This is a genomic window from Terrirhizobium terrae, from assembly GCF_030323265.1.
In the GTDB taxonomy this organism is placed as follows: Bacteria; Pseudomonadota; Alphaproteobacteria; order Rhizobiales; family Rhizobiaceae; genus Neorhizobium.
This window is the reverse complement of sequence record NZ_CP104992.1, coordinates 340,617-361,763: the sequence shown is the minus strand read 5'-3', so window position 1 is coordinate 361,763 and position 21,147 is coordinate 340,617. Positions and strand designations below refer to the sequence as shown.

The 21,147-nt window shown below is 62.4% G+C and carries 17 protein-coding genes and 3 pseudogenes; 9 read left to right on the top strand and 11 right to left on the bottom strand.

Annotation, left to right across the window (positions count from 1 at the left end; translation table 11 throughout):
• Positions 1-42: 42 nt before the first annotated feature.
• From N7E02_RS09825 to N7E02_RS09815, 3 genes are all read left to right on the top strand, one after another.
• A complete protein-coding gene (locus N7E02_RS09825) occupies positions 43-1,008 on the top strand; it encodes an acetylxylan esterase (RefSeq protein WP_286581704.1) in 966 nt (321 codons plus the stop codon).
• The gene (locus N7E02_RS09820) at positions 1,005-1,730 is read left to right on the top strand and encodes an esterase family protein (protein WP_286581702.1); all 726 of its coding nucleotides are present in this window, start codon (positions 1,005-1,007) and stop codon (positions 1,728-1,730) included. The genes N7E02_RS09825 and N7E02_RS09820 overlap by 4 nt, the downstream gene beginning before the upstream one ends.
• 156 nt (positions 1,731-1,886) lie before the next feature.
• Positions 1,887-2,909, top strand: a complete 1,023-nt coding sequence (locus tag N7E02_RS09815) for an LLM class flavin-dependent oxidoreductase (RefSeq protein ID WP_286581701.1) — start codon at positions 1,887-1,889, stop codon at positions 2,907-2,909.
• Positions 2,910-2,915: 6 nt separating this feature from the next.
• Here N7E02_RS09815 and N7E02_RS09810 read toward each other — a convergent pair whose 3' ends face one another.
• The 3 genes from N7E02_RS09810 to rpsU all read right to left on the bottom strand — a co-directional run bounded on the left by N7E02_RS09810 (position 2,916) and on the right by rpsU (position 5,330).
• A complete protein-coding gene (locus tag N7E02_RS09810; protein ID WP_286581700.1) occupies positions 2,916-3,983 on the bottom strand; it encodes an NAD(P)/FAD-dependent oxidoreductase in 1,068 nt (355 codons plus the stop codon).
• A 100-nt stretch (positions 3,984-4,083) separates the two neighbouring features.
• On the bottom strand, positions 4,084-4,878 hold the full coding sequence (locus N7E02_RS09805) for a tetratricopeptide repeat protein (RefSeq protein WP_286583746.1): 795 nt from the start codon (positions 4,876-4,878) through the stop codon (positions 4,084-4,086).
• A gap of 221 nt (positions 4,879-5,099) precedes the next feature.
• Positions 5,100-5,330: a 30S ribosomal protein S21 gene (rpsU, locus tag N7E02_RS09800; RefSeq protein WP_093003918.1), complete on the bottom strand. Its 231-nt coding sequence runs from the start codon at positions 5,328-5,330 to the stop codon at positions 5,100-5,102.
• 307 nt (positions 5,331-5,637) lie between these two features.
• Here rpsU and N7E02_RS09795 point away from each other — a divergent pair, with 307 nt between their 5' ends.
• From N7E02_RS09795 to N7E02_RS09770, 6 genes are all read left to right on the top strand, one after another.
• Positions 5,638-6,612, top strand: a complete 975-nt coding sequence (locus N7E02_RS09795; protein WP_286581698.1) for a zinc-binding dehydrogenase — start codon at positions 5,638-5,640, stop codon at positions 6,610-6,612.
• Positions 6,613-6,782: 170 nt separating this feature from the next.
• The gene (locus N7E02_RS09790; RefSeq protein WP_286581696.1) at positions 6,783-8,036 is read left to right on the top strand and encodes a sarcosine oxidase subunit beta family protein; all 1,254 of its coding nucleotides are present in this window, start codon (positions 6,783-6,785) and stop codon (positions 8,034-8,036) included.
• A gap of 19 nt (positions 8,037-8,055) precedes the next feature.
• Positions 8,056-8,412: a sarcosine oxidase subunit delta gene (locus tag N7E02_RS09785; protein ID WP_286581695.1), complete on the top strand. Its 357-nt coding sequence runs from the start codon at positions 8,056-8,058 to the stop codon at positions 8,410-8,412.
• Entirely contained in the window at positions 8,409-11,387 is a 2,979-nt protein-coding gene (locus tag N7E02_RS09780; protein ID WP_286581692.1) for a sarcosine oxidase subunit alpha, read from the top strand. Before N7E02_RS09785 ends, N7E02_RS09780 begins: the two co-directional genes overlap by 4 nt.
• A complete protein-coding gene (locus N7E02_RS09775) occupies positions 11,380-11,940 on the top strand; it encodes a sarcosine oxidase subunit gamma (protein ID WP_286581691.1) in 561 nt (186 codons plus the stop codon). The genes N7E02_RS09780 and N7E02_RS09775 overlap by 8 nt, the downstream gene beginning before the upstream one ends.
• A 161-nt stretch (positions 11,941-12,101) precedes the next feature.
• Positions 12,102-12,320, top strand: coding sequence for a hypothetical protein (locus tag N7E02_RS09770; RefSeq protein ID WP_286581690.1), 219 nt, complete (start codon positions 12,102-12,104; stop codon positions 12,318-12,320).
• A gap of 148 nt (positions 12,321-12,468) precedes the next feature.
• Here N7E02_RS09770 and N7E02_RS09765 read toward each other — a convergent pair whose 3' ends face one another.
• The 8 genes and pseudogenes from N7E02_RS09765 to glgC all read right to left on the bottom strand — a co-directional run bounded on the left by N7E02_RS09765 (position 12,469) and on the right by glgC (position 21,142).
• The gene (locus N7E02_RS09765; RefSeq protein ID WP_286581689.1) at positions 12,469-12,708 is read right to left on the bottom strand and encodes a hypothetical protein; all 240 of its coding nucleotides are present in this window, start codon (positions 12,706-12,708) and stop codon (positions 12,469-12,471) included.
• 71 nt (positions 12,709-12,779) lie between these two features.
• Positions 12,780-13,770 (bottom strand): annotated as a pseudogene (gene olsE, locus N7E02_RS09760) (ornithine lipid hydroxylase OlsE).
• 114 nt (positions 13,771-13,884) lie between these two features.
• Positions 13,885-14,370 (bottom strand): MaoC family dehydratase, encoded by a 486-nt coding sequence (locus tag N7E02_RS09750; RefSeq protein WP_286581688.1) that lies wholly within the window; start codon positions 14,368-14,370, stop codon positions 13,885-13,887.
• 50 nt (positions 14,371-14,420) lie between these two features.
• Positions 14,421-16,349: pseudogene (gene glgX / locus N7E02_RS09745) on the bottom strand (glycogen debranching protein GlgX).
• Positions 16,346-16,753 carry a GFA family protein gene (locus tag N7E02_RS09740; RefSeq protein ID WP_286581687.1) on the bottom strand — a complete coding sequence of 136 codons (408 nt, stop codon included), beginning with the start codon at positions 16,751-16,753 and terminating at the stop codon, positions 16,346-16,348. Before N7E02_RS09740 ends, glgX begins: the two are co-directional and overlap by 4 nt.
• Positions 16,754-16,790: 37 nt before the next feature.
• A pseudogene (locus tag N7E02_RS09735) lies at positions 16,791-18,420 on the bottom strand (alpha-D-glucose phosphate-specific phosphoglucomutase).
• A gap of 2 nt (positions 18,421-18,422) precedes the next feature.
• Positions 18,423-19,880, bottom strand: coding sequence for a glycogen synthase GlgA (gene glgA / locus N7E02_RS09730; protein WP_286581686.1), 1,458 nt, complete (start codon positions 19,878-19,880; stop codon positions 18,423-18,425).
• Positions 19,880-21,142: a glucose-1-phosphate adenylyltransferase gene (gene glgC, locus N7E02_RS09725; RefSeq protein ID WP_286581685.1), complete on the bottom strand. Its 1,263-nt coding sequence runs from the start codon at positions 21,140-21,142 to the stop codon at positions 19,880-19,882. Before glgC ends, glgA begins: the two co-directional genes overlap by 1 nt.
• Positions 21,143-21,147: the final 5 nt, after the last annotated feature.

Sequence of the window (21,147 nt, the reverse complement as noted above, 5' to 3'; positions counted from 1 at the left end):
TGGTGTTAAAAGATCGGGCTTCGTGTTCAGAGTTGTCATTCCATGACCAATCCGATCTCCCACCCTTTCGACTTCGATCCCACCTACGGCATGGATCTTGCCAAGCTCGAGGCTGTCGTGCCGCCCGAGGCGCCTGATGGCTTCGATGTCTTCTGGCAGGGGCGCTATCGGCGCGCGCTTTCCGTCGATCCGGTGCCGAAGCTCGACCGGAACCCGCTGCGTCACCCCAAGTGGCAGGTCTTCAACGTGGCCTATCGGTCGACGGATGACTTTCCGATCGGCGGCTGGCTGCTTCTGCCGAAGGTGGGGGAGATCAGGCGCGGCCTCGTCGTCGGGCATGGTTATGGCGGGCGGGACGCTCCCAATTTCGATATTCCCGTCGAGGAGACGGCTGTGCTCTTCCTCTGCTTTCGCGGCATGTCGCGCAGTGCGCGGCCGCCGATCTCGACCGAGGCCGTCTGGCATGTCCTGCACGATATCGACAAGCCGGAACGCTACATCATCGGCGGCTGCGTCGAGGACCTGTGGGTTGCCGTCAGCGTGCTGGAACTGCTCTATCCCCGGATCGCTGGCCGGATCGGCTATAGCGGCGTCAGCTTCGGCGGCGGGATCGGCGGGCTGGCGATCCCGTGGGACGACCGCATCGATCGGGGACATCTGTCGCTGCCGACATTCGGCCATCAGGAACTGAGGCTGACACTGCCGAGTATCGGCAGCGCCGCATCGGTCCAGGCATACCAGGCGCAGCATGGAAATGCCCTGCCGACACTGAGGCTTCATGATTCTGCAGTCGCTGCCCGGCACATAAAGGTGCCGATGCTGATGAGCGTCGCGCTGTTCGATCCGGCCGTGGCGCCGCCCTGCCAGTTCGCGGTGGCCAATGCACTTGCGCCCGCAAAATATAATGAAAAATTCATCCTGGATGCCGGACATTTCGACTATCCTCAGCAGGCGTCGCAAGAGGGGGACCTGCGCGACCGGGTCGGACAGTTTTTCAAGGTGCCATGAACCGCGAATATTTGCGCTGGTACAGTCCGCGGCTCCATCGCGAGATGGAACTCCTGATCTTTGGCCATGCCGGCGCAAAAGTGCTGATGTTTCCCACTCGCGACGGCCGGTTCTTCGAATACGAGCAGCTCGGGATCGTTGCCAGCCTTTCCGACAAGATCGAGGCCGGTCATCTCCAGCTTTATTGTGTCGAAGGCCTTGCCGGCGAAACCTTCTACGGCCGGCAGGAGCCGGCGGCCCGCATCGGGCGACATGCGGATTTCGAAGAGTATATCCTCAACGAGGTTCTGCCCCTGATGGCGGCGAAGAACTCCCATGACTGCACGATCGTCCATGGCTGCAGCCTTGGCGCCTTCCAGGCCGCGAGCCTCGCTTTCCGCCACCCCCATCTGTTCAGGAAGCTGGTCGCTTTTTCAGGCCGGTACGATCTGACGCTGAAGGTCGAGAGCTTCGGCGACCTCTTCGAGAGCTATTATGACGAGCGGGTGTATTTCCACACGCCGTCTCACTTCCTGCCCGGCCTTCTCTGCGAATGGCAGCTTGAGCAGCTGCGGAGGATGGATATCGTTCTGGCGATCGGTGGCGAAGATCCGTTTCTCGACAACAACCGCCACCTGAGCGGTGTCCTTGCGACGAAAGGGATCGGCCATCAGGTCCATGTATGGGACGGGCGGGCGCATCGCGGCAGCGCCTGGAGAAAGATGGCGCCGCTCTATATCTGAAGCCGGCGGCGTCACCAATCGACGCATGTTTTGATAACGCCGGACCTCTTTCGTTCAACATTCCCAAACAATCCGTCTTCATCCGGGGACTAACGGATGGCGCGTGGACATGCCATGTAACGGGCAACATACTTTCCACGTGTCTGGAGTGATCCCATGAAGAAGATCGGTTTTCTCTCTTTCGGCCATTGGACGCCGTCGCCGCAGTCGCAAGCTCGCTCGGCCGGTGACGTGCTGCTGCAGTCGATCGACCTTGCCGTCGCGGCCGAAGAGCTCGGCGCCGATGGTGCCTATTTCCGCGTCCACCATTTCGCCCGGCAGCTTGCTTCGCCGTTCCCGCTTCTGGCGGCCGTCGGCGCCAGGACCTCGAAGATCGAGATCGGCACCGGCGTCATCGACATGCGCTACGAGAACCCGCTCTACATGGCGGAGGATGCAGGTTCTGCCGACCTGATTTCGCAAGGGCGCCTGCAGCTCGGCATCAGTCGCGGCTCTCCGGAACAGGTGATCGATGGCTGGCGCTATTTCGGCTACGAGCCGGGCGAGGGCCAGAGCGATGCCGACATGGGCCGCCGCCATGCGGAGGTCTTTCTCGATGTGCTGAAGGGGCAGGGCTTTGCCAAGCCCAATCCGCGGCCGATGTTCCCCAACCCGCCCGGCCTCCTGCGGCTGGAGCCGCATTCGGAAGGTCTGAGGGAGCGCATCTGGTGGGGTGCCGGTTCCAATGCGACCGCCGTCTGGGCAGCGCAGAAGGGCATGAACCTGCAGAGCTCGACCCTGAAGGATGACGAGACCGGCGAGGCCTTCCACATCCAGCAGGCCAAGCAGATCCGCGCCTATCGCGAGGCCTGGAAGGAGGCCGGTCACGAGCGCGAGCCGCGCGTCTCGGTCAGCCGCTCGATCTTTGCTCTGGTGGACGATCGCGACCGCGCCTATTTCGGCCGCGGCGGCAAGGAGGATGATTCCATCGGCTTCATCGACGAGAACACGCGGGCGATCTTCGGCCGTTCCTATGCGGCGGAGCCGGACGTGCTGATCGAGCAGCTGCGCGAGGACGAGGCGATTGCCGAGGCCGATACGCTGCTTCTGACCGTGCCGAACCAGCTGGGCGTCGAATACAATGCCCATGTCATCGAGTCGATCCTAAAGCATGTCGCGCCGGCGCTCGGCTGGCGCTGAACAGGATCACTCGAAGCGTGACAGCCTGTAGGGCGCAAGTAGCGGCTCTCTTTCGCCGTCCAGGATTTCCCGGGCGGCGAAAAGGCCGAGTGCGGGCGCAAGCGTGATGCCCGAATGGGTGACGGCAAGGTAGAGGCCTTCCACGCCATCCGCCCGGCCGACGATCGGAAACCCGTCCTCCGGCGTCGGGCGATAGCCAATCGTGTAGAAATCCATCTCCAGGCTTTCGCCATCCCTGACGAAGGCCTTCACCTTGGCGAAGAGCTCTTCGGCGGCGCCATCGGGATCGGTCCCTGGATCCATGCCGCCGAAATCGGTGCCTGCAACGAGCCGGCCTTCCGCCGTCTGGCGCAGATGAAGTTCCGGGGCGATGACGAGCCCGTTGATCAGGGGCGCGGCGGGCTTTGAATGAACCAGCAGGCCCGGTGGCGTTTCGAGAGGCACATCGACGCCGATGGTTGCCGCGAGCTCTGCGGTCGCCGCGCCTGCGGCCAGCACGACTTCCTCTGCTGGCCATTCCCCATGATCCGTAGCGATCGAAATGATCCGCCCGGCCTCGTCCTTGCGCAGACCGGTGACATGGACATTCTCCACCAGCTCCATACCGCGGCGCTTGGCATCGGCGATCAGCATCTCAGCTGTCTCTTGCGGTTCGGCTACGCCCTCGACCGGAACGTCAAGCGCCAGAGCTGGAACGGCGGCGAGGGCTGGTTCTCGGGCGCTGATCGCGGCTGCGTCGATCCGATTTATGTCATAGCCCCATGCGGCATGGTTTTCCGCATAGGCGATGAGGTCATCTTCCGGCATGTCCCAGCATATGCCGCCCCGGAAGGAGAGGGGAAGATCCGGTACCTCGCCCTTCAGCCTAGACCATTCGGCGATCGCGCGCATGCGCAGCTTGAAATAGTCGTGCGGATTGCCCCAGCTGGCATTGATCCAGGCAAAGGAATTCGGCGTGGCGACGCCACCCGTCGTCTCGCAGACGAGGCGCACCTTTGCGCCGGCTGTCGTGAGATGCCAGGCGATGGAGGCGCCGATAATGCCGCCACCGATGACGGTGATGCTGCGTGACATGGGCGAGATACCTCCGATGCTCTACGAGAGAGAAGCTACCGCGATCTGCGGCTGAGGTCTGAAAAGAAAAGGCCCGCCGGATGGGCGGGCCTTGTGTCGATCAGCTGTTGCCGCCGCGGGTGCGGGCGGCACCTTCCACGGCAGGCTTGTAATTCGGATCAAGCCGTACCGCGTGGGAATAGGACTTGTAGGCGCGGGCGCGATCGCCGCGGCGCTCGTAGACCAGCGCCTGGTTGGCCCAGGATTCCGCCAGCTTGTCGTTCAATTCGATCGCGTGATTGAAATCGGCGAAGGCGTTGTCGTCGTCGTTCAACGCGACATAGGAAATGCCGCGGCCGTTATAGGGCTCCGGCGAGCCGGACGAGAGCGAGATCGCCTTAGAGAAATCCTCGATCGCCTGGGCGTGCTGGCCACGGACCTGATAAATCAGGCCACGATTATGATAGGCGCGACCGTCCGTGGTATCGAGCTGAATTGCCTTGTTGAAGTCGTTGAAGGCTTCATCGTTGCGGCCTGCCTGGCGGTAGATGTTGCCGCGGCCGATATAGGCGACGTCGTAGTTCGGGTTCAGCTGAAGCGCGCGATTATAGTCATTCGCTGCGTCGGCCGGCCGCCCCATGTTGCGATAGACCAGCGCGCGGTTCGCATAGGCCTGGTAGAATTGCGGGTTCAGCTGGAGAGCGCGATTGAAATCGTCCACTGCGCGCTTGAACTCGCCGGCGCGGCCGTAAGCCGATCCACGGCTGTTATAGCCTTCCGGATCCTGCGGATTGGCGTTGATGACGGAAGACAGGGAGGCGATGTTTTCTTCCGAACCCTGGGCACGATCGACGCGGATGAGGTCGGTGGTCGTGGGGCCCGTGGCACATCCCGCCAGGGTCATCATGCCGAGCATGGCGGCAGGCAAGAAGATCTTTGCCGAGGGAGGGAAGCAATCAGCGAGATGCCGGAATTGCGGTACACATCAGTCACAGCGGCAGTCTTTGCGGCCATCAGGCGCGATTCCTCGTCCCAGCATTGAAACGGCCATTTGCGGACCGTTTGAAATTAAAAAAGCGGCGGCGCCCAAGTCGCCCCCGCTCCATAATCACATAAAAACGTCGAAAAGACGGCCGATCAACGAGCAGGGCGCGGAGTCGACGGAAGCAGGCCTTCGCGCTGCATGCGCTTGCGAGCCAGCTTGCGGACGCGACGAACAGCTTCAGCCTTTTCGCGAGCACGCTTCTGCGACGGCTTTTCGTAGTAGTCGCGCATCTTCATTTCGCGGAAAATGCCTTCGCGCTGCATCTTCTTCTTGAGAGCGCGGAGAGCCTGGTCAACATTATTGTCGCGGACAAGTACCTGCACGTGAAATCCCGTTCCTTTGGTTTGTTGCTCGCCTGGGAACCACCGGATTCGAGGCGAAAGAATACTGATGCCCGGCGAAAGGCCGTGCGATTGGTTGAGGCAGATAGCAGATGAGTCCGCCGAAGTCCAGATGCGCTTTGGTGGTTAACGCGAAAAATGGTTGCGTCGGCAAGACGGGTGTTCGCGCGCCGCGTGGCATCTATATGAGCCGAAGATAGATCCTTGCTGTCTCCGCTTGCTTTCCAAAGCCAGTATGGAGCGGTTCAACGATCATATTCGGACCATTGGATTACTGCAGGAGAGCTTCATGCGCAGCGCTATCTATTCCAGATTCGGCAACCCCGCCGAGGTGATTGCCATCACGGATCGGCCGATGCCCGAACCGGGACCGGGCAAGGTGCGGATCAGGATGGGCATGTCGGCAATCCATAACCACGACCTTCTGACGGTCGCCGGCCAGTATGGCGTAAAGCCCGACCTTCCGGCGGTCGCGGGCACGGAAGCGATGGGTGTCGTCGATGCTCTTGGCGAGGGCGTTTCGCATCTGAAGACCGGTCAGCGCGTCGCGGTGCCTGGGCAGGGGACTTGGTCCGACTATTATATCGCGGACGCAGCGCGCGCCGTGCCGCTGCCGGATGTCATTCCCGACGAGGCCGCAGCACAGCTCATCTCCATGCCTTTGAGTGCGCTGGCGCTTCTGGATTTCGTCGAGGCGGGCGAAGGTGACTGGATCATCCAGAATGCGGCAAATGGTGCGGTCGGCGTGGCTCTTGCCATGTTTGCCAGACGCCGCGGTATTCATGTCGTCAATCTGGTGCGGCGGGACGATGCGGTTGCAGAGCTTAAAAGCCTCGGCATCGAGAATGTCGTTTCCACCGCGCAGGCGGACTGGAAGGATGAGGTGGCCAAGCTAACAGCCGGTGCCGCGATCAAGGCTGCGGTCGATGGTGTCGGCGGAGCCTCGTCCGGCGAACTCCTGTCGCAGCTCGGCGAGAAGGGCACGCTCGTCTCCTTCGGCCTGATGTCGGGCGAGCCGATGCAGATTTCCGCTTCCGACATGATCTTCAAGCAGGCGGTGGTGAAAGGCTTCTGGCTGGCCAAGATCGGGCCGACGATCGCACCGGAAAGGATGAAGAGCCTTATCGGCGAGATCGTCCAGGGTGTTGCGAGCGGCGAGGTGAAACTCGGTGTGTCGGAAGTCTTTTCTCTCGATGATGTCGCAAAGGCCGTCGCCGCAGCCGGGGAGCCCCGCCGCAAGGGCAAAGTGCTGATCCGGGCCTGACCCAAGCAAAATCAGCCGTGTCGAAACAAACTTCCGATGCGTCGCAATGTGGCCATTGCGGCGCATATTGATTTGCGATGGGTATCGCACTACCCAAAGGTCGCTGTCGCTTCTGTCCATGAGATTGATGACGGCACCGAGTACGGGATCGAGCAAGGAAGAGAGGCGCGATGCGCAAATATTCGGTTTTCGCCATAGCTCGCGAGGCGATGCGTGCTCACAAGGGCTGGGAGGCGCAATGGGTCTCGCCCGAGCCGCGCGCAAGCTATGACGTGATCATCGTCGGCGCCGGCGGCCATGGTCTCGGCGCCGCCTACTATCTCGCCAAGGAACACGGCATCACCAATATCGCGGTGATCGAAAAAGGCTGGCTCGGCGGTGGCAATACCGGCCGCAACACGACGATCATCCGCTCCAACTATCTCTATGAAGAGAGCATGGACATCTACGAGCATTCCCTCAAACTGTGGGAAGGGCTCAGCCAGGATCTCAACTACAACACCATGTATTCGCCGCGCGGCGCGATAATGCTGTCGCACAACGTGCATGACCAGCAATCGTTCAAGCGGCATATCAACGCCAACCGTCTCTACGGCATCGACAATGAGTGGCTGACGCCGGAACAGGCGAAGGATTTCGTGCCGGTTCTCGATATTTCCAAGACGGCCCGCTACCCGGTCAACGGTGCCGCCCTGCAGCGCCGCGGCGGCACGGCGCGTCATGATGCGGTCGCCTGGGGCTATGCCCGCGCGGCCTCCGATCGCGGCGTCCATATCATCCAGAACTGCGAGGTCACCGGCATCCGTCGCGGGTCGAATGGCGAGGTTCAGGGTGTAGAGACATCCAAGGGCTTCATCGGCGCCAAGAAGATCGGTGTTTCGGCCGCCGGTCATTCGTCCGTCGTGATGGAAATGGCGGGCGTGCGCGTGCCGCTGCATTCCAACCCGCTGCAGGCGCTGGTGTCAGAACCGCTGAAGCCGATCTTCCCCTGCGTGGTCATGTCCAACACCGTGCATGCCTATATCTCGCAGTCCGACAAGGGCGAACTCGTGATCGGCGCAGGCACCGACCAGTACAATTCCTACTCCCAGACCGGTGGCCTGCAGATCATCACCCATACGCTGGATGCGATCTGCGAGCTGTTCCCGATATTCCGTCGGGTGAAGATGATGCGCCAGTGGGGTGGCATTACCGACAACACGCCGGACCGTTCGCCGATCCAGGGCGTGACGCCGGTGCCGGGCCTGTTCGTCAACTGCGGCTGGGGGACGGGCGGTTTCAAGGCGACGCCGGGTTCGGCCAATCTCTTCGCCCACCTGATCGCCAAGGGCGAGCCGCATCGCCTTGCCGCCGGCCTGACGCTCGACCGGTTCCGCACCGGCCGCCTGATCGACGAAGCGGCGGCCGCCGCCGTCGCGCATTGATGAATAGGGGATAGACCAGATGCTTTTGATCCACTGCCCCTATTGCGAGGAAGATCGCTCGGAGCTGGAATTCCGCTGGGCCGGCGAGGCGCATATCGCCCGGCCGGAGAACATTGCGGCGATTTCGGATGAGGAATTCGCGGAATACTTCTTCCTGCGCAACAACGAAAAGGGCCTCACCTATGAACGGTGGCGGCATATTCATGGCTGCGGTCGCTTCTTCAACGCGGCGCGCGATACGGTGAGCGACAGGTTCCTGATGACCTACAAGGCAGGTCTGCCGAAGCAGCCGGTGCCGGTGGCCGAAAAGTTCGCCGCGATCGCTGAAGAGACTTCCATCGAAACGTGGGAACAGACGGAAGGAGACGCACGATGAGCGGTTCTTCCAGCAATACCGGTGCGTTCCGCATCAAGGGTGCCGGCCGTCACACGCCGGCCCGCACCGCCCGCTTCACCTTCGACGGCAAGAGCTATACGGCACTGGAGGGCGATACGGTCGCCTCCGCGCTTCTGGCGCATGGCGTGCATCTGCTCGGCCGTTCGTTCAAATATCACCGCCCGCGCGGCATCCTGACATCAGGCCCGGAAGAGCCGAATGCGCTGCTCGACGTCTCACGCGACGCCGCCCGCCGCCAGCCGAACGTGCGCGCCACGGTGCAGGAAGTGTTCGACGGGGCGAAGATCGCCTCGCAGAACCGCTGGCCGTCGCTTTCCTTCGATATCGGCGCGCTAAACGACGTCGTGTCGCCCTTCTTCGCAGCCGGCTTCTACTACAAGACCTTCATGTGGCCGAAGGAAGCCTGGCACAAGATCTACGAACCGATCATCCGCCGCGCCGCCGGCCTCGGCGTTGCCCCGATGGAAGACGATCCGGATCATTATGCCAGCCGCTATGTTCACTGTGACGTGCTGATCGCCGGTGCCGGCGTGGGCGGTCTGACCGCGGCCCTTTCGGCGGCTGCTACCGGCCAGAAGGTCATCCTTGTCGACGAACAGCCGGAAGTCGGCGGGGCGCTGCATTACGATGCCTCGACCATGATCGACGGCCAGAACGGTTATGACTGGGCGCAAGCTGCGGCTGCAAAGCTGAAGGCGATGCCGAATGTCACCGTGCTGACGCGCACGACCGTGTTCGGCTATTACAATCACGGCTTCCTCGGCCTCGTCGAACGCGTCACCGACCATGTCGCGCGTCCGGGCAAGGATGCGCCGCGCGAGCGCTTGTGGCAGGTGCGCACCAAGCGCACCATTCTCGCTACCGGCTCGATCGAGCGGCACATGGTGTTCGCCAACAACGACCGGCCTGGCATCATGCTGGCGTCTGCGGCGCGCAGCTTCCTCAACCATCACGGCGTCGCTGTCGGCAGGAATATCGGCGTCTATACCGCGCATGACAGCGCCTATGAGGCGGCGTTCGACCTGAAGCGCGCCGGCGTCACCATCGCCGCGATCATCGACAGTCGCGACAAGCCGGGCGAGGCTGTGCTGGCAGAAGCCCGCAAGCTCGGCATCGATGTGCTTACGGGCCATGCCGTGGTCGATACGGCCGGGCGCCTGCGCATCTCGTCGATGACGGTGGCGCGCAACGGCAATTTCGATCGCCGCAAGATCAAGGTCGATGCGCTGATCGTCTCCGCCGGCTGGACGCCGTCGGTACATCTGTTCTCGCAGTCGCGCGGCAAGCTGAAATTCGACGAGGCGAAGCAGCGTTTCGTGCCGGATATCTATGCGCAGAACTCGATCTCTGTCGGTGCCTGCAACGGCACCGACGATCTGGCCGAACTGATCGACGAAGCGATCACCGCCGGCGGTGGCTCGGTTGTCGTTTCGGGCGAAAACCGGTTCGACTGGACCGGCGGCATGATCGGTGCTGCCGAAGGGGCGGGGCCTGAGACGGCGGTGAAGGCCTTCGTCGACTTCCAGCATGACGTGACGGCGAAGGACATCCGCCTTGCCGTGCGCGAAGGCATGCATTCGATCGAGCATATCAAGCGCTTCACCACCAATGGCATGGCATCCGACCAGGGCAAGCTGTCCAACATGCATGGCTTGGCAATCGCATCGGAAATGCTCGGCCGGCCAATCCCGCAGGTGGGTCTCACGACTTTCCGCGCGCCTTATACGCCGGTGACCTACGGCACGCTGATCAACCATTCGCGCGGCGACCTGTTCGATCCGGCGCGCAAGACGCCGATGCACGCGCTGGAAGCGGCCGAAGGTGCCGAGTTCGAGGATGTCGGCAACTGGAAGCGCGCCTGGTATTTTCCCAAGCGCGGCGAGACCATGCATGAGGCGGTCAACCGCGAGTGCAAGACCGTGCGCGAAATCGGCGGTGTGTTCGATGCCTCGACGCTCGGCAAGATTGAGGTTGTCGGGCCGGATGCGGCAGCCTTCCTCAACCTGCTCTATACCAATGCCTGGGACACGCTGAAGCCGGGCAAGAGCCGCTACGGCATCATGACCCGCGAGGACGGGTTCATCTATGATGACGGCGTCGTCGGACGCCTTGCCGAAGACCGTTTCCATGTGACGACGACGACCGGCGGCGCGCCGCGCGTGCTGCATCACATGGAAGACTATCTGCAGACGGAATTCCCGCATCTCAAGGTGTGGCTGACCTCGACCACCGAACAGTGGGCCGTGATTGCGGTACAGGGACCGAAGGCGCGCGATATTATTCAACCATTTGTGGAAGGTCTCGACATTTCCAACGAGGCCTTCCCGCATATGAGTGTTGCCGAGTGCACGGTCATGGGCGTGCCTGCCCGGCTGTTCCGTGTCTCCTTCACCGGTGAGATCGGCTTCGAGGTCAACGTGCCGGCCGATTACGGCCCGGCCGTGTGGCAGGCGATCTGGGAGCGGGCGGAAGGCATGGGGGCCTGCCTTTATGGCACCGAGACCATGCACGTCCTCCGCGCCGAAAAGGGCTATATCATCGTCGGCCAGGACACGGACGGAACAGTGACGCCGGATGATGCGGGCTATGGTTGGGCCGTCTCCAAGAAGAAGACGGATTTCGTCGGCATCCGCGGCCTCAAGCGTCCGGACCTCGTGCGCGATGGCCGCAAGCAGCTCGTCGGCTTGCTGACCAAGGATCCGAAGGAAGTGCTGGAGGAGGGCGGCCAGATCGTCGCCGATCCGAACCAGCCGAAGCCGATGACCATGCTCGGCCATGTCACTTCGTCCTACTGGTCGGAAAATCTCGGTCGTTCGATCGCCATTGCACTGGTCGCCGGGGGCCGTGCGCGCAAGGGCGAGACGCTCTATGTACCGATGGCCGACAAGACGATCGCCGTCGAAGTGACCGACATGGTGTTCGTCGACAAGGAAGGAGGCCGCATCAATGCTTAAATCCGGGGCTGACATTGCTACCAGAACCCTTCCCCTCTCCGGAACTCACGGCGGTTCGGCCACTGTGCGGCTGGAGCCGGCGGCGCCTGCCACCCGCATCTCGCTGCGTGTCCGTGCCGAGGACGTGCCGGCCCTGTCGAGCGCGCTTGGAGTCGACCTGCCGGTGAAGCCGAAGACTTCGGCTTATGCCAATGGCCGCACGGCGCTGTGGCTCGGGCCTGACGAGTGGCTGGTGATCGACGAAGGCGAGAGCGGGCTGATGACCGCTGCCGCCAATTCAGGCGTGCTGCATTCTGCCGCCGACGTTTCCCACCGCAACACGGCGATCCTCGTATCGGGTCCCGGTGCCGCCGACACGATCAATGCGGGCTGCGCGCAAGATCTGTCGCTCGACGCCTTTCCGGTCGGCGCGTGCTCGCGCACGCTGTTCGGCAAGGTGGAGGTGGTGTTGCTGCGGACCGCCGAGGATGCGTTCCGGATGGAAGTCTGGCGGTCGTTCTCGGATTATGCCTTCGGCCTGCTATCGGAAGGCGCACGGGACGCGGCGCTGTAAGCCTTCGACCATCGCCTAACTTGAACTGGCTTTGACGATATCGCACCCTCCCATGAAAACATGGGAGGGTTTTCTATGCCGGATATTCAGTGGATCGTGCTCGGTCTCGCGACTGCCGTGGCCGGTGGGGCGGTGGCGGCAAGGCTTGCCGGGATCGAATTGTGGAAGGGCTTTTGGTGGGCGGTGTCGCAGCCGTGGCCGCACTTCTCGCATCCTTCGCGCCGGGTATCGATCGCAACCTGACAATGCCGATGGCGGCGCTGATCGCGTCCGGGATCGCCGGTTCGGCGGTCGGGCTCACGGCCTCACGAACGGCGCCGATCGTGATAGGCGCAGCGATCCCGCCGTTGCTGGGGTTGCTGATGCTGGAACTGGGATGATGGTCGGGCTGTCACTCGCCAGGATGCTGCTGACGGCGGCGCTTCCGAATCTTACGATCGAGATCCCATTCGTGGAGAAGGTATAGCAAGACGGCTCCGACCATGATGATCGCCGGCAGCACGTAACTGTAGAATGTCCAAAAATCCATCACGCGAGCCTCTTCAAGGTTCGTCTTGCAACGTAATGTAGGCCAATTGCGGTGAAAAACCAACTTGCGATGCCGGTGAGCATTTGTGAAGCAGGAATAGACGCAAAGGCCGTCACGCTATAACCGTAACCGGCGAGTGGGGTGACCACCCCTAAAGTGAAGCAGGCCGTCGATGCCCGGTCGAAAGCATTGGCCAGCAGTTTCGTCTGCTCAATCTCGGCAGCATTCAGATCGCCCATGGATCATCCCTTATCCCTTGGATGCGATCATAGGCTGCGTCTCTTTGATGTCCAACGGGCTAGATGGCGCTCTATTCCGCGGGCGTCGTAACGGCCGTATCCTTAGCCGCAAGCTGGCTCGCAGTGGCGGTAGAAACCGGGGTCGCAGTCTTCGGCTTGCGCCCCATAATCTCCCTGTACCCCTTGTTGGAGAAAGGCTGAGCAAGCTGGCCCAGGAACGTTCTGGCGACGCGGCCGCTGATGCCGATGTTGGTGGACGATGGGCGCGGCGGGTTGAAGTATGTGCCGAAGACCTGATCCCAGATGACGAGGTTCTCGCCGTAATTCGTATTGCCCTCGGCGAGCAGTTTCGAGTGATGCCAGCGGTGCAGGCGCGGCGTGCTCATGATCCAGTCGAGCGGGCCGGTTCTGACCTCGATATTGCAATGGGTGAGGAGGCCGATGAAGGCCGTCACGGCGCCGATCCAGAGGAAGATCTCGAGTGGAGCGCCGAGCAGATACAGCGGGATCTGACTGAGCGCGATCTTGATCAGCGAGATCGACGATGTGGAAGCGGCCGGTATTGATGACCCAGAGGCTCTCTACGCTGTGGTGGAGCGCATGGAAGCGCCAGAGCGAATTGTGCTCGTGGGCGAGCCGGTGGGCCCAATAGAGACCGAATTCGGCTATGATCAGCCCGAGCACGACCTGCATGAATAGCGGCCAGCTGTCGGGCCAGAGGCGCACCGGCATAACGAAGACAGGCTGGGCTAATATCGCCACCGCCATCGGAGCGGATGTGCCGATAGCCGCCGCGATCTGGACGCCGCCCTTGCTCAGAAGCGTATGGGCGAGATTGTTGAAGGTCTCGCCATCGCCGCCGAGCCATGTCTCCTCATAGGGCATCAGCCGCTCGAAAAGGGCGATCGTCGCCACGACCGAGAGATAGACGACGTTGAACCACAGGAGATGCGCCGTCGACTGGAAGGCGAAATAGGAGCCGATCAGTCCGCCGCAGAAAATGCCGGGCCAGATCAGGTAGGAGATGATCTTGCGGAAATGCGAGATGCGGGTGTCCGTCATGGGCAGGCCTTCAATCAACATCTGAAGTATAGAATGCGGAGACAATGGCTCAGCTTATCAGCCTAACGGCCGGCTCACCATCCCATGATTTTTCCCAAACGGCTGTGGATGTCGCTAGACCTCTTCCGGCCGATCCTTCGGGTCGAACTGGACGATGGTGATCCAGGTGGCGGTCAGCGCCGGTTTCTTCTCGTTTTCGATCTCGACCGATACGTCATAGGTCATCATCAGCATGCCGGCGCCGCGGAAGCGGTGGTCGGACAGGATGAAGTTGCCGCGCACCCTGGCGCCGCTTTTCACCGGCGACATGAAGCGGACGCGGTCGAAACCGTAATTGATGCCCATCGTCTGTTCGCGGATCTTCGGGATGCCGTCGAAATTCATCGCGGAAAGCAGCGAGAGCGTCAGGAAGCCGTGGGCGATCGTGCCGCCGAAGGGGCTTTCGGTTGCGGCGCGCTCGGGATCGACATGGATGAACTGGTGATCGAGCGTCGCGTCGGCGAACTGGTTGATCATCGTCTGGTCGACGGTGATCCAGTCGGACACGCCGATTTCCTGTCCCACCAGTCCCGGCACGTCCGCCAGCGAAATTTCACGCATTCAGCCCACCATGATCGTCGTCAGTCGGAAGATGGCCCATGGACGGCGCCTCACTGCTGAAGGCAGAAGCGCACCGAACGGGGCGGAAGGGATCCGCCCCAGGGCTCATCGGAGGAAAGTTCGCGCCAGCCCGAGCCAGGCAGGGAGAAACCTGCATTCTCATGGCCGCGGTTAAAGAGGATTGCAAGGCGTACCATGCTTCCCGTCTGGCGGTCGCTTGTCAAAAGCGCCATGCCGAAAAGCTGGTTGTCGGGGTTTTCCCAGTCGGAAACCTGCATCGGCTCGCCCGAGGGCGCGATCCACTCGACGTCGCCGTTGCCGGTGAAGAAGCCTGTTTCGGAAAAGGCCGGAAATCGCTTGCGCACGTTCGCAAGCATTGCTGCATGGGCGACGAGATCCGGGTCGAGCGCCGACCAGTCCATCCAGGTGATCTCGTTGTCCTGGCAATAGGCATTGTTGTTGCCCTGCTGCGAACGGCCACCTTCGTCGCCCATGGTCAGCATGATCGTACCGCGGCTGGCAAAGAGCGTGGACAGCAGAGACTTCACGTCGGTGCGGCGGCGCTCTTGGATTGCCGGATCATCAGTCGAGCCCTCAGCGCCGTTGTTCCACGATAGGTTCTCGTTGTGGCCGTCGCGGTTGTCCTCCCCATTGGCATCATTGTGCTTGTGGTCGTGGGAGACGAGGTCGAAGAGCGTGAAGCCATCATGGGCGGCGAGGAAGTTGACGCTGCGGGTCTCGCCGGATTTTTCGAAGACGTCCGAGGAGCCGGCAAGCCGGGTGGCGAGCGCGCCGGTCATGCCCTGGTCGCCGCGCCAGTAGCGGCGCATGTCATCGCGGGCGCGATCGTTCCATTCGAGGAAGGGGCGGGGAAATTGCCGAGCTGGTAGCCGCCCGGGCCGATATCCCAGGGCTCGGCGATGAATACGCGATCCCTCAGCACGTCGTCCGACAGCATCGCATCCAGCGTTCCGCCATGCGCGGTGAAGCCTTCCGCGCTGCGGCCGACGATGGGCGCCAGATCGAAGCGGAAGCCATCGACGCCGGCATGGAGGACGAAGTGGCGGAGCGTGTCGAGGATCAGCCGGCGGACCATGGGATGATCTGCGGCGATCGTGTTGCCGGTGCCGGTATCGTTGATCAGCTCGCCCGGATCATCGGGCACATGCCGATAATAAGAGAGGTTGTCGAGGCCGCGCATGGAGATCGTCGCGCCGTAGCGGTCGCTCTCGCCGGAATGGTTGAAGACGAGATCGAGGATGACGCCGATGCCGGCCTCGTGCAGTGTGGCCACGGTTTCCCTGAGCTCGACCATGCCGCCGGGGCAGAGGCGGTGATCGAGCGCCATGAAGGCGATCGGATTATAGCCCCAGCCATTGGTGAGGCCTAGCGGCGGCAGGTGTCGCTCGTCGATCCAGGCGGTGATCGGCATCAGCTCGACGGCATCGACACCGATCTGCTTGAGATGGGCGATGACGGCCGGATGCGCGAGTGCGGCGACGGTGCCGCGGATATCCTCCGGCACGTCCGGGTGGAGGATGGTGAAGGGTTTTACGGCCACTTCATAGACCAAGCCGCCGGGCGCAAAGAGGAGGTGAGACCTTGGCCGCGACATCCGCCGTGACGATGGCCTTCGGCACCAGATCGGCGGTATCGGCCTGGTATTTCACCAGATCGCGGTCGTGCCGGAAGGGCTGGTCCAGTTCCTTGGCATAGGGATCGACCAGCAGTTTGGACGGGTCGAACCAGAGGCCGCGATCGGGGTCGTAGGCGCCATGGGCGCGGTATCCGTAAAGCTGGCCGGCTTTCAGGCCTCTTACCGAAACGCGGTGGATGTCGCCTTCACCGCGAACCATCTCGTGTCTTTCGGTCTCGGTAGCGCCTTCGGCATCGAAAAGGCAGAGCTCGATCTTTTCCGCGCTTGCGGAGAAGACGGCAAAATCGACGCCTTCAGGGGTGAGGGTGGCGCCGAGCTTCATTCGGGATCCTTGTCGTAGACGGTTACACCAGCCGGAAGAACGACCCAGCCATGCCTGCGGCAATCGTAGACGGATGCTTCCGGTGGCGGGAAGGAAGGGTCGGCAAAACCGCCGACCGCTACCGCGACAGACCTGTCTCCGACCTCTTCCTCGGTGTGGAAAAGATTGGTGCCGCAAACCGGGCAGAAGCGGAAGAGGAAACGTCCGCCCTGGTCGCCCGTCCTTAGGTATTCGCGCGCTTCGCCACTCACCGTGTAGGGTGTGCGAAAAGCGGCGAGGGCCGCAAACACGCTGCCGGTTCGCTGCTGGCAGGAAAGGCAATGGCAGACGCCGACACCCAGCGGCTCACCATTCACCTCGATGCGGAGCTGGCCGCAGCTGCAGGATGCCGTTCTCGTCGCCACGGTCTGCCTTCCTCGCCTTCGCGCCTTGTCGGTCAGGTCAGGTGATGACCGTCGGTGCGTCGCGGCCGGAGCGCTTCTTCAGCTCGGAGATCTCGTCGGCCACGGCGATCAGGTCGGCGAGTGCTTCCTGGGTGTCGATGCCGTGCTTTGCGGCGTCCGGTTCGTAACGCTCGACATAGACGCGGATCGTCGCGCCGGACGTGCCGGTGCCCGACAGGCGGAAGACGACGCGGGAGCCGCCTTGGAAGAGGACGCGGATGCCCTGGTTCTTGGAGACCGAACCATCGACCGGATCGTGATAGGCGAAGTCGTCGGCGGCTGCGACCTTGAGGGCGCCGAAGCTCTGGCCCGGCAGTGAGGCGAGCTTGTCGCGAAGCGCTGTCATCATGCCGTTGGCGGCATCGGAATCGACTTCTTCATAGTCATGGCGCGAGTAGTAGTTGCGGCCGTATTCGGCCCAGTGCTTCTTGACGATCTCGGCGACGCTCTCGTTGCGGCCGGCCATGATGTTGAGCCAGAAGAGCACCGCCCAGAGGCCGTCCTTCTCACGCACATGGTCGGAGCCGGTGCCGAAGCTTTCCTCGCCGCAGACGGTGACCTTGCCGGCATCGAGCAGGTTGCCGAAGAACTTCCAGCCGGTCGGGGTCTCGTACATGCCGATCTTCAGCTTTTCGGCGACGCGGTCGGCGGCGGCACTGGTCGGCATGGAGCGGGCGATGCCGGCAATGCCCTTGGCATAGCCGGGGGCGAGCTTGGCATTGGCGGCAATGATCGCAAGGCTGTCGGAGGGAGTGACGAACATGCCCTTGCCAACCACCATGTTACGGTCGCCGTCGCCATCGGAGGCGGCGCCGAAATGCGGGCCGTCCTTGCTCATCACGTCGTCATAGAGTTCCTTGGCGTGGACGAGGTTCGGGTCCGGGTGATGACCGCCGAAATCCGGCAGCGGGGTGGCGTTGCGGACCGAGCCTTCCGGCGCGCCGAGGCGGTTTTCGAAGATTTCCTTCGCGTAGGGGCCGGTGACCGCGCCCATCGAGATCGATCGCAATTCGCACACCACTGGCGATCAGGGCGCGGATGGCGCCGAAATCGAAAAGCTGTTCCATCAGTTCGGCATAGTCGGCGACCGGATCGATCACCTCGACCGCCATCCCTTCAACCTTGAATGTTCCGACCTTGTCGAGATCGAGGTCGGCGGTGTCGGCGATCTTGTAAGCGTCGATCACTTTCGAGCGGGCGAAGATCGCATCGGTGATCTTTTCCGGTGCCGGGCCGCCATTGCCGATATTGTACTTGATGCCGAAGTCTTCGGTCGGGCCGCCCGGATTGTGGCTGGCCGAGAGCACGATGCCGCCGAAGGCCTTGTATTTGCGGATGACGTTGGAAGCGGCCGGTGTCGAGAGAATGCCGCCCTGGCCAACCATGACCTTGCCGAAGCCGGCGGCGGCCGCCATCTTGATCGCCTTCTGGATGACTTCGCGGTTGTAGTACCGGCCGTCGCCGCCGATCACCAGCGTCTTGCCGTCGAAGCCTTCGAGGCTGTCGAAGATCGACTGGATGAAGTTTTCCGCGTAGTTTTCCTGGGCGAAGACCGGGACCTTCTTGCGCAGGCCGGACGTGCCCGGCTTCTGATCCTGGTAAGGGGTCGTTGCGACGGTCTTTATCATACTCAAATACCTTTTCTTTCAAGGATAGCGGAGAAGAGCGCGGCATAAAGGCCGGCGCTCTTGTTCCACGAAACGTCGGATTTCATGCCCTGCTTCTGGATACCAATCCAGAGCTTCTGGTCCTTATAAAGGCGGACGGCGCGGCGAAGTGCGCGTGCCAGATCGCTCGCGGTCACGGGGCCGAAGGACACACCGGTGGCAGCCTTTGCGGCAAGGCCGGCATGGCTTGCGTCGATGACGGTGTCGTTCAGACCGCCGGTACGCGCGACGATCGGCACGCAGCCGTAGCGCAGGCCGTAAAGCTGGGTGAGGCCGCAGGGTTCGAAGCGCGAGGGGATGACGATCGCGTCGGAGCCTGCCTGCATCAGATGGGACAACGGCTCGTCATAGGCGGCGATGACGCCGATGCGGCCGGGATGGCGGATGTCCGCGGCATGGAAGGCATCTTCGAGCGCCTTGTCGCCGGAACCGAGCACGGCAAGGCGGGCGCCAAGGGAGACGAGTTGGTCCACCGTTTCAGCCAGCAGGTCCATGCCTTTCTGCATGGTCAGGCGCGAGATGACGCAGAAGAGCGGGCCGTCTTCGGCATCGAGCGCGAAGCGTTCGGCGACGAGGCGCTTGTTCTCGGCGCGGCCTTTCAGCGACGAAGCGGAATAGTGGACTGCGAGCGCGCGATCGGTTTCCGGGTTCCAGACCTCGGTGTCGATGCCGTTGACGATGCCCGACAGGTCGGCCGCGCGATAGCCGAGCAGGCCTTCGAGGCCCATGCCGAATTCCGGCGTCAGAATTTCCTCGGCATAGGAGGGGCTGACCGTGGAGATAGCCCAGGCCGCCTGCAGCCCGGCCTTCAGGAAGCCGACATTGCCGAAATATTCGACGCCGTCGATCGACAGCGCATGCGGCGGAAGCTCCAGTTGAGGGAAGATGTCGCCGCCGAAAATGCCCTGGAAGGCGATGTTGTGGATGGTGATGAGGCTCGGGACTTCGGGCTCGACCGCATAGCGCATATAGGCCGGCACCATGGCCGCTTGCCAGTCGTGGACATGGACCAGATCCGGCCGCCAGGCGCCGAGGTGATCGGTCAGGCCCTGCTGGGCGATGATCGCGCCGGCCTTGGAAAGAGCGGCGAAGCGGCGCCAGTTGTCTGGATAGTCCTTGCCCGTCGTATCGAGATAGGGGCCGCCGGCGCGGTCGTAGAGTTCGGGGCAGTCGAGGATGAGGAGATCGAGGCCATCGTGGTTGACCTCGAGGATGCGGGCCTCGGCGCCGAGCAGGTCGTCGAAAGTGCGGCAGACGGTGGCGTCCGTCGCGATGCGCATGACGGCCGGATAGCCCGGCATCAGCGTCTTGACGGCCACGCCCTGCTTGCCGAGCGCCAGCGGCAGGGCGCCGGCGACATCGGCAAGTCCGCCGGTTTTCACCAGCGGATAGACTTCAGAGGCAACCGAAAGAACCTGCATCATAAATCCAGCTTGTCGATCATCTTCTGCGTAATCAGGCAGATCCCGTTCTCGGTGCGGCGGAAGCGCTTGGCATCGAGTTCGGGATCTTCGCCGACCACGAGACCTTCGGGAATGGTTACACCATGGTCTATGACAACATCGCGAAGCTGCGCGCGCCGGCCGACGCGCACATTCGGCAGCACGACCGCGCCATCGAGCTTGGAATAGGAGTTGGCCCGCACGCCGGTAAACAGCAGGCTGCGGTTCAGCGACGAGCCGGAGATGATGCAATCGCCCGAAATGACAGAGGATGTAGCGGAGCCGCGGCGGTCCTCGTCGTCATGGACGAACTTGGCCGGTGCCGTGATTTCCGCATAGGTCCAGATCGGCCAGGACTTGTCGTAGAGGTCTAGGCCGGGGACGATTTCCGTCAGATCGACATTGGCCTGCCAATAGGCATCGATCGTGCCGGCATCGCGCCAATAGGGTTCGCGCTCGTAGTCCGAACGGACGCAGCTGTCGGCGAAGCGGTGGGCGACGGCTTTGCCGTGCTTGACGATATAGGGGATGATGTCCTTGCCGAAATCTCGGGCGGAGCCCGGGGTTTCGGCGTCACGCCTGAGCGCGTCGATCAGGAACTTGGTGTGGAAGACATAGATGCCCATCGAGGCCAGCGCGAATTCCGGTTTGCCGGGAATGCCCGGCGGATCGGCCGGCTTCTCGACGAAATCAATGATCCGGTCCTTCTCGTCGACATGCATGACGCCGAAGCCGGTCGCTTCCATGCGCGGCACTTCCAGGCAGCCGACGGTGACATCGGCGCCGGAATTGACGTGCTGCTGCAGCATCACCTCATAGTCCATCTTGTAGACGTGGTCGCCGGCGAGGATGACCATGTATTCCGGCGCGTAGCCTTCGATGATGTCGATGTTCTGGTAGACCGCATCGGCGGTGCCGTCATACCACTGCGTTTCGGAAACGCGCTGGGAGGCGGGCAGGATGTCGAAGCTTTCGTTGCGCTCGGGGCGGAAGAAGTTCCAGCCGCGCTGCATGTGGCGGATCAGCGAATGGGCCTTGTACTGGGTGGCGACGCCGATGCGGCGGATGCCGGAATTCAGCGCGTTCGACAGGGCAAAATCGATGATGCGGGTCTTGCCGCCGAAATAGACGGCGGGCTTGGCACGCCGATCGGTGAGTTCCTTGAGGCGACTGCCGCGTCCTCCGGCCAGAACATAGGCCATGGCGTCGCGTGAGAGGGGCTGGATACGCTTGTCGTTCATTGATT

Coding starts and splice junctions, on each gene's coding strand:
- N7E02_RS09825 (WP_286581704.1), top strand. CDS start 43: ATGACCAATCCGATCTCCCACCCTTTCGACTTCGATCCCACCTACGGC.
- N7E02_RS09820 (WP_286581702.1), top strand. CDS start 1,005: ATGAACCGCGAATATTTGCGCTGGTACAGTCCGCGGCTCCATCGCGAG.
- N7E02_RS09815 (WP_286581701.1), top strand. CDS start 1,887: ATGAAGAAGATCGGTTTTCTCTCTTTCGGCCATTGGACGCCGTCGCCG.
- N7E02_RS09810 (WP_286581700.1), bottom strand. CDS start 3,983: ATGTCACGCAGCATCACCGTCATCGGTGGCGGCATTATCGGCGCCTCC.
- N7E02_RS09805 (WP_286583746.1), bottom strand. CDS start 4,878: ATGCTCGGCATGATGACCCTGGCGGGATGTGCCACGGGCCCCACGACC.
- N7E02_RS09795 (WP_286581698.1), top strand. CDS start 5,638: ATGCGCAGCGCTATCTATTCCAGATTCGGCAACCCCGCCGAGGTGATT.
- N7E02_RS09790 (WP_286581696.1), top strand. CDS start 6,783: ATGCGCAAATATTCGGTTTTCGCCATAGCTCGCGAGGCGATGCGTGCT.
- N7E02_RS09785 (WP_286581695.1), top strand. CDS start 8,056: ATGCTTTTGATCCACTGCCCCTATTGCGAGGAAGATCGCTCGGAGCTG.
- N7E02_RS09780 (WP_286581692.1), top strand. CDS start 8,409: ATGAGCGGTTCTTCCAGCAATACCGGTGCGTTCCGCATCAAGGGTGCC.
- N7E02_RS09775 (WP_286581691.1), top strand. CDS start 11,380: ATGCTTAAATCCGGGGCTGACATTGCTACCAGAACCCTTCCCCTCTCC.
- N7E02_RS09765 (WP_286581689.1), bottom strand. CDS start 12,708: ATGGGCGATCTGAATGCTGCCGAGATTGAGCAGACGAAACTGCTGGCC.
- N7E02_RS09750 (WP_286581688.1), bottom strand. CDS start 14,370: ATGCGTGAAATTTCGCTGGCGGACGTGCCGGGACTGGTGGGACAGGAA.
- glgA (WP_286581686.1), bottom strand. CDS start 19,880: ATGCAGGTTCTTTCGGTTGCCTCTGAAGTCTATCCGCTGGTGAAAACC.
- glgC (WP_286581685.1), bottom strand. CDS start 21,142: ATGAACGACAAGCGTATCCAGCCCCTCTCACGCGACGCCATGGCCTAT.